Genomic DNA, 12,741 nt, shown 5'->3' on the forward strand with positions numbered 1-12,741 from the left:
ATTAACGCTCCGGACCGTCGGGGGCGGTCGAGCGGGAGCCAGCGGGTCAGGTTGATGGTGTCGAGCACGTCGCGGGCGGCGGCCGCCACGGCGCAGTCGGGTACGGCAGAGCGGGCAGCGGCCGTCCGGGCCGGGAGAATGCTCGGGCAGGGTCTGGCGGGCGGTGACGGTGAGCCGGTTGAGGATCTGGGCCAAGGTGAGGAATGGCGCGGCCACGCCCGGCACACCCCGACGACGGCGGCGAGCGCGAGAATCGTGCTCGGCGCGTCGGGATGGCCGGCCGCGTGGGCGAGCACCTCCCGGGGCCGCTTGCCAACATGTCGGGAGCTTTCAGACCTGTATCAGGTTAGCGTGACGACCGTGCAGCGAGCGGTGATCATCTTGCAGGACCGTGGCTTGGTGGTCGGCCTGCAAGGGCGGGGTCTATGGGTTGCTGAGCGCCAGGAACGGAAGATTGACCCTCGCGTGGAGGTACGACGATCTCGTGGGAGCAGCGCTGCCGCGTGTGGACCCGTCCGTCCCAAGATCGGTGGCAGTTTAGCTGCTCGACACGCCGATGCCGGTGCAGTTTTTCTGCCACCGATCGCGCAGTGCGAAGCTGGCGTACGTGTCCGGCGATCCGATCGTGTGCGTCGGTCAACCGAGGGTCGCGTACGGCCGCAGCCCGGAGATGTCTGAGTGCCCGGTCCACGATGATGTCCTCGGCGCGTCGGCTCCGGGCGGCCTCGCCGCGGGCGATGGCGGTGAGCTTGCCGTATCTCGCGCCGAACGTGCTGTGCATCCGGCGTAGGGCATCACCAAGCGTGGACAGTGGCGTGGCCCCCGCTCGTGGTGTGCGTCGATCACTTTGCGCGGGCCGAATGGTGTCGTGGTTGGAGCCTGTCGCGCTGAACCCTTTGCGCTATCGCGCCCCTTGGCCGATCGGCTGCCCGGCCGCCGTCGTCGGGCGTTCCGCCACCGTCGGGGCGTCCCGCCGCGGGCGAGCCGCTGGGATGACGGTCATCGGCACAGCGTCGGCCAGACATTCGGGCGTCCCACCGCGGTCGGGCGTCCCACCGGTGGCCGGGCGCCGCGATCCGTTGGTGCTCTCAGCTCGACAGGCCCCGGCGCAGCACAGTGCCTCGCGGCAGCACAGGTCCCGCGGCAGCACAGGTCCCGCGGCAGCACAGGTCCCGCGGCAGCACAGGTCCCGCGGCAGCACAGGTCCCGCGACAATCAGGGCTCCGCGGAACAGCCGCCGGGCCGACTCAACCGCTCCGACGACGCAGGTCGCGTACGTCGGATAGCTGCTGGAAACCGGCGGACCGGTAGGTGGCGACGGCGCCGGCGTTGGAGCTTTCGGTGCACACGATCGCGCTCGACGAGCCCATGTCCCGTAGGGCGGCCGCCGCGGCGACGGTGATCGCCGTGCCGTAGCCGTGACCACGATGCTCGCGGTGCACGCCCATCGGTTCGAGCAGGCCGGGCCGCCCCGGACCGGCTGACCACACCGTGGCGCCCGCCACCGCGACGCCGTGGTCGTCGTAGGCGACCAGGCACCGGGCCTCGGCGTACGGCGAGCCGGTGGCCATCGCGTGCCACCGCTCGTCGGTGAACGTCGACCTGTCGAACGCCGCGCGCTGCACGCCGACCCGCACGTGGGCCTGCTCCGGGCCGATCGCCTTGATCGGTACGCCGCAGTCTTCCACGGGCTTCGCGAGGTCGCGCCGCAGTGGTGTCCACGGCTCGTCGAGGTCCCACCCGTTGGCGAGCAGCAGCTCGCGGAACACGCCGTCGCACCGCGCCTCGACGCAGACGGCCCCCTGTGGCAGGACGCCGCGTTCCGGCTGCGTCACGTCGGCGACCATCTGACGGGCCAGTTCCTCGTCGTGGCCGGCGCCGGGGGAGATCGCCAGTCGCACCAGGCCGGGACCGTCCAGCAGCCCGAGAGCGAGGATAGTTCCGTCGCGACTCCAGGTCCGGACCGCACGGGCCGTGGTCTCCGCTCCGAACCGCCAGTGCCAGCCCAGGTCCCCCGGATGCAACTGCATCGGCGCCCCGTCGTACTGCCACTGGCGCAGCACGCGCACGACCTCGCCCAACCCATCGACACCCGGTGTGCTCATCACGGTCGACACATCCTGATCCAAACATCGCCAGCCCGTCAGCCTCAAAGGGTTTGCTCTCCGCCCGCCTCATCGCCGGAGCAGCGCTCCCGGCGTACGTCCGATTGGTGCCGGCACCCGGGCGATGCCGGCGGCGACGGTGGTCGCGGCCAGGACGGAGACGGCGGCGACCGGGCCGATCCAGGCCGCGCTGAGGCCGACCGCGAGCACCGCGCCGCCGAGCACGGCGCCGAGGGCTCCGGCAGCGCCGGCGACGGAGATGTTGACGGCCGCGACCAGGCCCGTGGTGCCCGCGTCGACCTGACCCATCAGCCAGGTCTGGACCAGCGGTACGACCAGGAACGCCGCCGCCCCCAGCAGCGCCAGCCCGACCAGTGCCAGCGGTGCCACCGGCAGCAGGAGCGGCTGCGCGAGCAGGAGCAGCGCCAGCGCGCCGACGGCGAGCGGCAGGCGGCGGGTGATCGCGTCGGGGCGTACCCGGCCGGCGAGCAGGTTGCCGGCGATGGTGCCCAGGCCGTAGCCGACCAGGCCGACGCTGACCCAGCCGGGGCTGAGGCCGGTGACGGTGCGCAGCATCGGCGCGACGTAGGTGAAGGCCGCCACGAAACCGGTCAACGCCAGCAGGGTGACGCCGAGGCCGGCGAGGACGGGACGGCGCAGCAGCGCGCCGACGCTGTCCCGGACCCCGGCGGGTGGCGCGGCGGCGATCCGGGGGCAGAAGACGACCACGCCGAGCAGCCCGACGGTGGCCATCCCGGCCACCACCACGAAGGTGACCGGCCAGCCGTACGCCTCACCGATCAGGCTGCCCAGCGGCAGACCGAGCACGGTGGCCAGGGCGAACCCGCCGAAAATCCGGGCCACGGCGACGGTCTGCCGCTCGGGCGGCACGGCGGCCATGGCGACCTGGGAGGCCACTGCCATGAACAGCGCCTGCGCCAGCGCCGAACCGAGCCGAGCCGACAACAGCATGGCGTACGAGGTGGACATCGCGCTGGCCACCGCCGACACGGCGGCCAGCGCCATGGTGCCGGCCAGTAGTTCCCGGCGCGGAAGCCGGCGGGTCAGCACGGCGGCCACCGGGCCGCCCACGGTCACCACGATCATGTACGCGGTGACCAGTTGCCCGGCGGCGGGAACCGACACGCCCAGGTCGGCGGCGACCTGGGGGAGGAGACCGACCAGCACGAACTCGGCGGTGGCCACGGCGAACGAGCAGACGAGGAGCACATAAAGGATCACAGGCGGACGCTAAAGCCTGACATTGACGTTAGAGTCAAGCGATGCGGATCGGAGACTTGAGCGCGCGGACCGGTGCCTCGGTGCGGATGCTGCGCTACTACGAGGAACAGGGCCTGCTGGCGCCCGTACGCACCGACTCGGGATACCGGATCTACCAGGAGTCCGATGTCGACCGGGTGGCTCGCATCCGGTGCATGCTGTCGGCCGCGCTGCCCTCCGGTGTGGTCGGAGAGGCGCTGAAGTTCCTGCTGGACGGGCGCGCGGTGATCCCCGACGAGCCGGCCGACCGCGCCCGCCTGGCCGACACCCTCCAAGGCGAGCTGGACCTGCTGACCGAGAAGATCGAGTCGCTGCAACGCAGCCGCGAGCTGCTCGCCACCATCGTCGCCGACGTACGTGGTGACGTGGTGGGACCCGGCCGGCCCGGTGACCCGGGCTGCGCGGTGGTACGCCGGTCGGTCCGTAAGGCGGGCCCGGCAGTCGGCCAGACCCGCTGAGCTGAGCAGGTGTTAAAAGGGGGCCCTTCCTCTACACGAGGCGTTAAAAGGGGGCCCTTCCTTGCAGGAGGCCTTCGGCTATCAGGTCGGACCAGAATTCCTCGGGTGGGGGTGGTGCGGCCAGCAGGGCGGCGTTGCGGCGTACCTGATCGGGGTGGTCGGCGCCGACGACCACGGCGGCGACCGCGGGGTGGGCGGCGGCGAAGGCGAGCGCGGCGGCCGGCAGGGTCGTGTCGTGACGGTCGCAGACCGCGACGATCGCCTGTACCCGCTCCAGCACCGGGGGCGGCACGTGGGCGTACTCGTAGTGCAGGCCGGCGTGCGGGTGCGGCACGGCCAGCAGACCGCTGTTGAAGACGCCCACGTTGAGCACCGACACGCCGCGGCGCTGGCACTCGGGCAGCAGCGTGTGCAGCGCTGGCTGTTCCAGCAGCGTGTACCGGCCGGCGACCATGACCGCATCGACGTCGGTCTCGACGACGAACCGGTGCAACGTCTGCCAGTGCTTCGTGCCGACCCCGATCGCGCCGATCGTGCCCTGCGCCCGCAGCTCGTGCAGAGCCGGGTACGCCTGTTCCAGGGCCGCCTGCTGATGGTCCTCCGGATCGTGGATGAGCACCAGGTCGATCCGGTCCAGACCGAGCCGGGCCAGGCTCGTCTCCAGGCTGCGGCGTACCCCGTCGGCGCTGAAGTCCCACACCCGGCGGTGGTCGGCGGGCACCTGGAAGCCCTCGGGGTCGCGGCGGCCGGCCCCGGCGGGATCCGGCACCAGCAGCCGGCCCACCTTGGTGCTGATCGTGTATGCCTGCCGGGGCCGGGCGCGCAGCGCGGCGCCGAGCCGGCGCTCGGAGAGCCCGAGGCCGTAGTGCGGCGCGGTGTCGAAGTAGCGGATGCCGCAGTCCCAGGCGGCCGCCACGGTGGCGTCGGCCTCGGCGTCGTCGATCGCCGCGTAGAGGTTGCCCAACTGGGCGCAGCCGAGACCGAGGCGGCTCACGGTCACCGCCGACCGGCCGATCCGTACGCCGCTCATGCCGCGCCTGGCGGTGGCGTGGGTAGCCGCAGGCCGTGCATCCCGCCGTCGACGGCGAGCACGCTGCCGGTGGTCGACCCGGCGAGTGGGCTGGCCAGGTACGCGACGGCGGCGGCCACCTCCTGCCCGGTGGTGAGCCGGCCGGTGGGTTGCCGGGCCCGCAGCGCGGCCAGTTCCGCCGCCGGGTCCTCGGCGGCGTCGAGCAGGCGGCGGACCCAGGGGGTGTCCGCCGTGCCCGGGTTGACGCAGTTGACCCGGATGCCGGCGGAGACGTGGTCGGCGGCCATCGCCAGGGTGAGCGCCTGGACGGCTCCCTTGCTGGCGCTGTAGAGCGCTCGCTGGGGCAGGCCGAGCCAGGCGGCGATGGAACCGATGTTGACGATCGCGGCGTGCGCCGAGGCGCGCAGGTGCGGCAGCGCGGCGCGGGTCACCCGCACGATGCCCACCACGTTGACGTCGAGCACCCGGTGCCACTCGTCGTCGGCGTTGGCCTCGACGGTGCCCAGTGCGCCGATGGCGGCATTGTTGACCAGGATGTCGATGCCGCCGAGGGCGTCGCTCGCGGCGGTGATCGCGGCGCGTACAGAATCGTCATCGGTCACGTCGGCGGCCAGGCCGAGCAACGGCGCGGGTACGGCCTCCGGGTTCAGGTCCAGGCACGCGACCCGGGCGCCCCGCTCCGCGAGGAGGGTGGCGGTCGCCAGGCCGATGCCGGACGCGCCGCCGGTGACCACCGCCGCCAGGCCGGCGAACTCCCGGGTGTCGACGCCGGTCATGCCGGCGCGCCCGCTCGCAGCAGCTTCAACCGTCGCCCCCAGACATCTGAGCCGGCAATACGTCTGATGTCTATCAGGCGATCATGACGCTTCACAAGACCGTGAATGGGAGCGAGCCGGTGTCTGCAATGGGAGCGAGCCGGTGTCTGCCACCCTTGAGGGGTGACGACCGGCCACCCCCGCTCCCATCGCCGTACCCGTACCCGTACCCGTCAGACGCTTCGTGTCCTGCTCGCCGCGTGTGCGTTGCTGGTGCTCGCCGCCGTTGCCGCGTTCGTGGTGCCGCAGTTGTTGCCGCCGGGACCGCGCCCGCTGTTCCAGATGCCCGTCGGCTGCGGTGAGACGTGGCAGTTGGGCACCTACCCCGGCCACGGCGAGTACGACGTGGACTTCTTCCCCCTCGACGGCGACCCGTGGGGGCAGCCGGTGCTCGCCTCCTACGCGGGCACGGTCACCGTGGCCGGGATCAACGGCTCGCTGGGTGGGCGTACTCCCGACAATCCCGACGGGCCCCGGGGCCGCGGCGGCGGCTACTGGGTGAAGATCGACCATGGTGGCCGGTGGGAGACCCAGTATCTGCATCTGCTCGAACCGCCGCTGGTCCAGGTCGGGCAGCGGGTCGCCCAGGGCGAGCAGCTCGGCCGAATCGGCAGCACCGGCAACTCCGGCGCGCCGCACCTGCACTACGAGCAGCGCCGGGGTTGGCAGAAGGTGGAGACCTGGTTCGACGGGCAGCCGTCCGGCATCACCCACGACGACGCCGAGTACACCGTGCGGCTGACCAGCAACAACTGTCCCGCCTGAGGTCACGTGCTCGGCGAGAGCCGTTTCTTCGCCGAGTAAGGCTTGAAAACCTGTCGAGTTAGTGGGATATTCAGTCCCCGTCAGCACCTTCCCGTTGGCGACTCGAATCGGGCGCATTCCCTACTTAATCGGTCGGATTTGCATAGTGCGGGTGCGCACTGGACGGAGGACAGGATCGAAGATGAGGCACCGGATCAGAACGGCCGTCGCCCTCACCGTCGTCACCGGCCTGGCCCTGGCGGGCTGCGGCAGCAGCAGCGCGGCGGGCGAGACCACCACGCTGCACATCGTCGGGTTCGCGGTGCCCGAGGCGGCGAACAAGGCCATCGCGGCACAGTGGACCAAGACCGAGGCGGGCAAGGGGGTCCGGTTCAAGACCTCCTACGGCGCCTCCGGGGACCAGAGCCGGGCGGTGGTGTCCGGCCTGAAGGCGGACTACGTGCACTTCTCGGTGACCAGCGACGTCACCCGCCTGGTCGACGCCGGCCTGGTCGAGGCGAGTTGGGACGACGGCCCGACCAAGGGCATCGTCTCCTCCTCGGTGGTGGTGCTCGCGGTGCGCGAGGGCAACCCGAAGAACATCCAGGGCTGGGACGACCTGATCAAGCCCGGCGTCGGCATCGTCACGCCGAACCCGGCCTCCTCGGGTGCCGCCCGGTGGAACGCCCTCGCCGCCTGGGGGCACGTCGCTGCCAACGGGGGGACCGACGTGCAGGCCGAGGAGTACCTCACCAAGCTCTTCGGCAACGTGGTGTCGCTGCCCAACAGCGGTCGCGACGCCACCACGACCTTCCTCGACGGCACCGGTGACGTGCTGCTGGCGTACGAGAACGAGACGATCCTGGCCCGGCAGAACGGCGAGAAGCTGGACTGGGTGCTGCCCGCGACCACGGTGCTGATCGAGAACCCGGGCGCGATCCTCTCCAAGGCCGACCCGAAGGCGAAGGAGTGGCTGAACTTCGTGCTCGGCCCGCAGGGGCAGCGGCAGTTCGCGCTCACCGGCTTCCGGCCGGTCATCGACGGCGTCGACACCACCGGCGTCGAGGGCGCGGCCGACCCCGACAACCCGTTCCCCGCCCCGCAGAAGCTGTTGACCGTGGCGAAGGACTTCGGAAGCTGGTCCGCGCTGTCCAAGAAGTTCTTCGACGAGAACGACGGCATCGTCACCAAGGTCATCGCGGCCTCCGGGAAGGCCAAATGACCTCGGCGGCCCTCGCCCCGAGCCGGTCGCCGCGCAACCGCCGGTCGGCCCGGGGCGGCCTGCCGCTGACCCGGGTCTCCGGGCTCGGCCTCGGCGTGGCGATGGTGTGGTTCAGCCTGCTGGTGCTGATTCCGCTGGCCGCCGTGGCGGTGACCGCGGCCCAGGGCGGATGGGGCGGATTCTGGCGGACGGTGACCAACGAGCAGACCGCCGCCACCCTCCGGCTGACCGTGGGCACCGCGCTGCTCGTCACGCTGGTCAACATCGTGATGGGCACCCTGATCGCCTGGGTGCTGGTGCGGGACCGCTTCATCGGCAAGCGCGCGCTGGAGGTCCTCATCGACGTCCCGTTCGCGCTGCCGACGATCGTCGCCGGCCTGGTGCTGCTGTCGCTGTACGGGCCGGACAGCCCGCTGGGTGTCAACATCGCCAACACCCGGACCGCGGTCTTCCTCGCCTTCCTCTTCGTCACCTTGCCGTTCATCGTGCGAACCGTGCAGCCGGTGCTCGCCGAACTCGAACCGGAGAGCGAGGAGGCGGCGGCGTCACTGGGCGCGAGCCGGTTCACCACCTTCCGGCGGATCATCCTGCCGAGCCTCACCCCGGCCATCGCGGCGGGCGCCGCGCTCTCCTTCGCCCGGGCGGTCGGCGAGTACGGCTCGCTGATCCTGCTCTCCGGCAACCTGCCGATGCGTACCGAGGTGGCCTCGGTACGCATCCTCAGCAGCATCGAGAACGACAACCCGGACAGCGCCGCCGCCGTCGCGGTGGTGCTGCTGGCCGTCTCGTTGGCCGTCATCGTCGCTCTCGACGTCATCGCGCGAAGGGTGATCCGCCGTGGCTGACCACTCCACATTCGCCCGCCGCCAGGTTCTGCGGTTCGTCGTGGCGGCGTACCTGTTCTTCCTGGTGGCCTGGCCGGTGTACCTGGTCGGACGCAACGCCTTCGCCGGCGGCCTCGGCAACCTCGACGACATCCTGACCGACCCCGACGTGACCCACGCGCTGCGGCTGACCGTGGTCGTCGCGGTGATCGCCGTGCTGATCAACACCGTGTTCGGCGTCGGCATCTCGATCATGCTGGTCCGCTACGACTTCCCCGGCAAGCGGGCGCTCAACGCCCTGCTCGACATGCCGCTGTCGGTCTCGCCGATCGTCGTCGGCCTTGCGCTGGTCCTGGTCTACGGCGGCCGGCACGGCTGGTTCGGCCCGGCGCTGGAATCCGCCGGCCTACAGATCATCTTCGCGGTGCCGGGCATCGTCCTGGCCACCGTGTTCGTGGCGTTGCCGCTGGTCATCCGGGAGGTCGTGCCGGTCCTGGAGGAGGTCGGCGACGAACAGGAACAGGCCGCCCGCAGCCTCGGTGCCGACGCGGTGCAGACCTTCCGCCGGATCACCCTGCCTGCGATCAGGTGGGGTGTGATCTACGGAGTCGTACTCAGCCTGGCCCGATCGCTGGGCGAGTTCGGCGCGGTCAAGGTCGTCTCCGGCAACGTGCTCGGCGAGACCCGTACGGCCACCCTCGTGGTCGAGGAGAAGTACCTGAACTTCGACAAGGGCGGGGCGTACGCCACCGCGTTCCTCCTCGCCCTCGTCGCCGTCGCCTGCGTCATCGTCGTATCCGCCCTCCGGCCGAAGGAAGACCGTTGAGTATCGAGATCGTCAACGTCGGCAAGCGTTTCGGCGACTTCGTCGCGCTGGACGACGTGTCGGTGAGCATTCCGTCCGGACGGCTCACCGCGCTGCTCGGCCCCTCCGGCGGCGGCAAGTCCACGCTGTTGCGCATCATCGCCGGGCTGGAACGCGCCGACACCGGAACGGTACGGATCGAGGGCGTGGACGCCACCGGACTGCCGCCGCAGAAGCGCAATGTCGGCTTCGTGTTCCAGCACTACGCGGCGTTCAAACACCTGACGGTACGCCGCAACGTGGCCTTCGGGCTGGAGATCCGTAAGCGGCCCAGGGACGAGATCCGACGTCGCGTCGACGAACTGCTCGCGCTGGTCCACCTGGAACAGTTCGCCGACCGGCTGCCGGCGCAGCTCTCCGGCGGGCAGCGTCAGCGGATGGCGCTGGCCCGGGCGCTGGCCGTCGAACCGACCGTGCTGCTGCTCGACGAGCCGTTCGGCGCCCTGGACGCCAAGGTCCGCAAGGAACTGCGGGACTGGCTGCGCCGGCTGCACGACGAGGTGCACGTCACCACTGTCTTCGTCACCCACGACCAGGAGGAGGCGCTGGAGGTGGCCGACGAGATCGTGGTGATCAACGACGGGCGGGTGGAGCAGATCGGCTCGCCGGACGAGTTGTACGACAGGCCGGCCAACGAGTTCGTCATGCGCTTCCTCGGCCCGGTCACCCGGCTCGGTGACCAACTGGTACGCCCGCACGATCTGCAACTGTCCATCTCGGACGCCGACGGTGTGGTCGGCCGGGTGACCCGGGTGACCCGGATCGGCTTCGAGACCCGGGTGGAGGTCACCACGGCCGGCGGCCAGCCGGTGACCGTGACCCTCACCCGCAACGAGTTCCAGGCCCTGAACATCCAGCTCGACTCCGAGATTCGGATCCGGCTCGCCCCCGGCAGCCCCACCACCACGACCACCGCCACCCAACCTTGCGCCGAAACCTCCACTCTCATCCCCACCCACTAGCCTGCCAACCCGTGCGGCATCTGCGGCGGCGGCGGGCGAAACGACCGAGTGACGGCCTGGAGCCGAAAGCGGAGCGGCGCAGGAGGTGAGGTCCGCCGCAGCTCGTGTTGGTCTGGGCCGGCTCTTCTATGGGTGGGCACATGCGAGGGTCGACCCTGTCGAGCTGATGGCGCGAACGAATCACCACACTCCGACGCTCGCTCCGCACACCATCCCGAAGGCGGGGGAAGGGGGAGGCGCGGGTGTGGGCGGGCCGCGGTGATTGGGGAGCCCGCGTCCGTGTGGAGCCGCCGTGATGGCACAAACGGTTCAGCTCGACAGGGACTCGCACCGGAAGCATCAGGCAGCCAGGGTCCGCCGGCATCGGGACCCGATGACATCCCTCCTGCCTCGATGACGACGGTGCGGGCCGCGTGCCGTCACGGGCGCGCGGCCTGCGCGTCGCCCGGTGGACCGTGCGCCAGCGGCTCAAGCCGGCAGGTCGTGCCGGTACGGCGGGTCGGCGCCGGCGCGGGTGCAGGTGACGGCGGCGACCTCGACCGCGTACCGCAGTGCGGCGGCGATGTCCTCGTCGGACCAGCCGGCCGGGGGGTGGTGTTCGTCGGGCCGGCTGGCCGCGGGCCGGTCGTCGTCGGGCCGGTCAACCGGGGATCGGGACAATCTGGCGAGCAGCCCGGCGGTGAACGCGTCACCGGCCCCGATGGTGTCCACGACGTCGACGACCGGCGCAGGCTGTCGGAACCCGCGCGTCCCGGAGACGGCGAGCGCGCCCTCGGCACCCAGCGTCACGACGGCGAGCAGGACGCCGAGATCCTGCCAGTGCCGCAGCACGTCCTCGGCGGAGCGACCCGGGTAGAGCCAGGCGATGTCCTCCTCGCTGGCTTTGACGACGTGTGCCAGGGCCACCAGGCCGTCGACCCGGGCGCGGGCCTCGGCGGGGGTGCCGACCAGACCGGGCCGGATGTTCGGGTCGAGGCTGACCAGCGCGCCCCGGTCACGCGCGGTGCGCAGGGCGGCGGCCAGCCGGTTGGCACCGGGGGAGCGGAACACCGCCAGCGACCCGGTGTGCAGGATGCCTCGGCCGGTGAGCGCCGGGGCCAGCTCGTCGGCGCGCCATTGCCAGTCGGCGGTGCCGTCGACGTAGAAGTCGTACGCGGCCACGCCGTCACCGCTCAGCGAGGCGATCGCCAGGGTTGCCGGGTCGTCGGTGTCGACGGCGTGGCGCAGGTCGACCCCGTTGCTCTCGGCGTGTGCCCGCAGCCGCCGGCCGAACCGGGTGGTCGAGAAGCGGGCGAGCAACGCCGTCGGCACGCCGAGGCGGGCCAGCCCGACGGCGACGTTGAGTGGGCTGCCCCCCGGGTGCGCGGTGAACCGGCCGTCCGGCTCCTGCACGAGGTCGACGACCGCCTCACCGAGCACCGTGACCGCCGCGTCGCCGGGCGGGCCAGGCACCAGCGCGTCCGCCGTCGGCACCTCAGCCATTGGTCGGCGCGGAAGCCGCCACCTGGGTGACCAGACCGGTGGCGCGGTCGTAGCGGACCGGGATCGGATCGCTGATTTCGCCGACGAACTGACCGTCGACGTGGTCGATGAAGCCGATCAGGGACCAGCCGTCGCCGTCGGGGACCAGCCGCGGCGCGTACAGGTGCGGCTGGTCGATCGGCTGGGCGGCTGCCACGTCCCACGGGCCCTGGACCGTCGGTGCGGATACCGCCCAGAGTTGGTGCTCGGACCCTCGATCGGCGGCAACGGCGTTGGTGCAGAACAGCAGCAGCGGCTGCCCGTCGACGACGGCGACCTGGGGCACCTCGAGGTGACCGAAGCCGGCCGGCGCGGACAGCGGCGGCTGGACGGTCCAGTTCAGCAGGTCCGGGGAGGTCGCGTGGCCGATCACGCCCCGCCCGTCGGCCGGCCCGTGGTTGGCGCGGGCGGTGATGAGCATGTGCCACCCGTTGCCGTCGGGATCGGGGAAGACCCAGGGGTCGCGCCAGGCCTGCTCGTACCACATCTCGCGGTCGAGCAGTTCGTACCAGGTCGGGTCGGCCTCCACGATCAGACCGTTCCCGTGCCGCTGCCACGTGATCAGGTCGTCGGAGACGGCCAACCCGATGCGCTGGACCAGCCCGTCCTCGGCCCGGCCGACGCCGGTGTAGAAGAGGTACCACCGCCCGTCCGGGCCGCGCACCGTGCAGCCGGTCCAGGTGGCCAGGTCGTCCCAGCCGGTGTCGGCGGCTACCAGCGCGTCGGCGACGAGACGCCAGGAGCGCAGGTCGGTGGAGACGGCGTGGCCGATCGAGGCGCGTCGGTGACGGCGGTGCGGGTCGAGCAGGGCCCGGGAGGCGCGCAGGAAGAATGCGTGCCACTGGTTGGCGTCGTCCTGGGCGTACCAGCTGTCCCACACCCAGTGGTCGGGCAGACGTAGCATGGCGGGGAAG

Annotated in this window: 12 protein-coding genes and 3 pseudogenes; 7 read left to right on the forward strand and 8 right to left on the reverse strand. The window is 71.5% G+C overall.

The genetic code is table 11. The annotated features are described in order from the left end of the window. A pseudogene (locus tag Vqi01_RS24185) lies at positions 1 to 216 on the reverse strand (hypothetical protein); the annotation flags it as partial. On the opposite strand from Vqi01_RS24185, the gene Vqi01_RS24190 reads away from it, so the two are divergent. Further along, the gene (locus Vqi01_RS24190) at positions 139 to 678 is read left to right on the forward strand and encodes a GntR family transcriptional regulator (protein WP_239098628.1); all 540 of its coding nucleotides are present in this window, start codon (positions 139 to 141) and stop codon (positions 676 to 678) included. The pseudogene Vqi01_RS24185 and the gene Vqi01_RS24190 overlap by 78 nt on opposite strands. On the opposite strand, the pseudogene Vqi01_RS31000 reads toward Vqi01_RS24190, so the two are convergent. The 3 genes and pseudogenes from Vqi01_RS31000 to Vqi01_RS24200 form a co-directional block, all read right to left on the reverse strand. Further along, a pseudogene (locus Vqi01_RS31000) lies at positions 578 to 832 on the reverse strand (aminoglycoside phosphotransferase); the annotation flags it as partial. The gene Vqi01_RS24190 and the pseudogene Vqi01_RS31000 sit on opposite strands and share 101 nt — an antisense overlap. A gap of 415 nt (positions 833 to 1,247) precedes the next feature. Then, entirely contained in the window at positions 1,248 to 2,105 is an 858-nt protein-coding gene (locus Vqi01_RS24195) for a GNAT family N-acetyltransferase (protein ID WP_239098625.1), read from the reverse strand. A 69-nt stretch (positions 2,106 to 2,174) separates the two neighbouring features. After that, entirely contained in the window at positions 2,175 to 3,347 is a 1,173-nt protein-coding gene (locus Vqi01_RS24200; RefSeq protein ID WP_204037145.1) for an MFS transporter, read from the reverse strand. Between the two features lie 41 nt (positions 3,348 to 3,388). Here Vqi01_RS24200 and Vqi01_RS24205 point away from each other — a divergent pair, with 41 nt between their 5' ends. Continuing rightward, a complete protein-coding gene (locus tag Vqi01_RS24205) occupies positions 3,389 to 3,844 on the forward strand; it encodes a MerR family transcriptional regulator (RefSeq protein WP_204037146.1) in 456 nt (151 codons plus the stop codon). Between the two features lie 43 nt (positions 3,845 to 3,887). Here Vqi01_RS24205 and Vqi01_RS24210 read toward each other — a convergent pair whose 3' ends face one another. After that, positions 3,888 to 4,874 (reverse strand): aldo/keto reductase, encoded by a 987-nt coding sequence (locus Vqi01_RS24210; RefSeq protein ID WP_204037147.1) that lies wholly within the window; start codon positions 4,872 to 4,874, stop codon positions 3,888 to 3,890. Then, positions 4,871 to 5,650: an SDR family NAD(P)-dependent oxidoreductase gene (locus Vqi01_RS24215; RefSeq protein WP_204037148.1), complete on the reverse strand. Its 780-nt coding sequence runs from the start codon at positions 5,648 to 5,650 to the stop codon at positions 4,871 to 4,873. The genes Vqi01_RS24210 and Vqi01_RS24215 overlap by 4 nt, the downstream gene beginning before the upstream one ends. A 162-nt stretch (positions 5,651 to 5,812) precedes the next feature. Here Vqi01_RS24215 and Vqi01_RS24220 point away from each other — a divergent pair, with 162 nt between their 5' ends. From Vqi01_RS24220 to Vqi01_RS24240, 5 genes are all read left to right on the forward strand, one after another. Beyond that, positions 5,813 to 6,454, forward strand: coding sequence for a M23 family metallopeptidase (locus Vqi01_RS24220; RefSeq protein ID WP_204037149.1), 642 nt, complete (start codon positions 5,813 to 5,815; stop codon positions 6,452 to 6,454). Between the two features lie 181 nt (positions 6,455 to 6,635). Next, entirely contained in the window at positions 6,636 to 7,655 is a 1,020-nt protein-coding gene (locus Vqi01_RS24225) for a sulfate ABC transporter substrate-binding protein (protein ID WP_204037150.1), read from the forward strand. Continuing rightward, the gene (gene cysT, locus Vqi01_RS24230) at positions 7,652 to 8,500 is read left to right on the forward strand and encodes a sulfate ABC transporter permease subunit CysT (protein WP_204037151.1); all 849 of its coding nucleotides are present in this window, start codon (positions 7,652 to 7,654) and stop codon (positions 8,498 to 8,500) included. Before Vqi01_RS24225 ends, cysT begins: the two co-directional genes overlap by 4 nt. Then, entirely contained in the window at positions 8,493 to 9,305 is an 813-nt protein-coding gene (locus tag Vqi01_RS24235) for a sulfate ABC transporter permease (RefSeq protein WP_204037152.1), read from the forward strand. Before cysT ends, Vqi01_RS24235 begins: the two co-directional genes overlap by 8 nt. Then, on the forward strand, positions 9,302 to 10,306 hold the full coding sequence (locus Vqi01_RS24240) for a sulfate/molybdate ABC transporter ATP-binding protein (protein ID WP_204037153.1): 1,005 nt from the start codon (positions 9,302 to 9,304) through the stop codon (positions 10,304 to 10,306). The genes Vqi01_RS24235 and Vqi01_RS24240 overlap by 4 nt, the downstream gene beginning before the upstream one ends. 468 nt (positions 10,307 to 10,774) lie before the next feature. Here the strand turns inward: Vqi01_RS24240 and Vqi01_RS24245 are convergent, their stop codons facing one another. Both Vqi01_RS24245 and Vqi01_RS24250 read right to left on the reverse strand, forming a co-directional pair. Continuing rightward, the gene (locus tag Vqi01_RS24245) at positions 10,775 to 11,788 is read right to left on the reverse strand and encodes a carbohydrate kinase family protein (protein WP_204037154.1); all 1,014 of its coding nucleotides are present in this window, start codon (positions 11,786 to 11,788) and stop codon (positions 10,775 to 10,777) included. After that, positions 11,781 to 12,740, reverse strand: a pseudogene (locus Vqi01_RS24250) (glycosyl hydrolase family 32); the annotation flags it as partial. The pseudogene Vqi01_RS24250 and the gene Vqi01_RS24245, both read right to left, overlap by 8 nt. Between the last annotated feature and the right edge of the window lies 1 nt (position 12,741).

The sequence above is a fragment of the Micromonospora qiuiae genome (assembly GCF_016863555.1).
Taxonomy (GTDB): Bacteria; Actinomycetota; Actinomycetes; order Mycobacteriales; family Micromonosporaceae; genus Micromonospora; species Micromonospora qiuiae.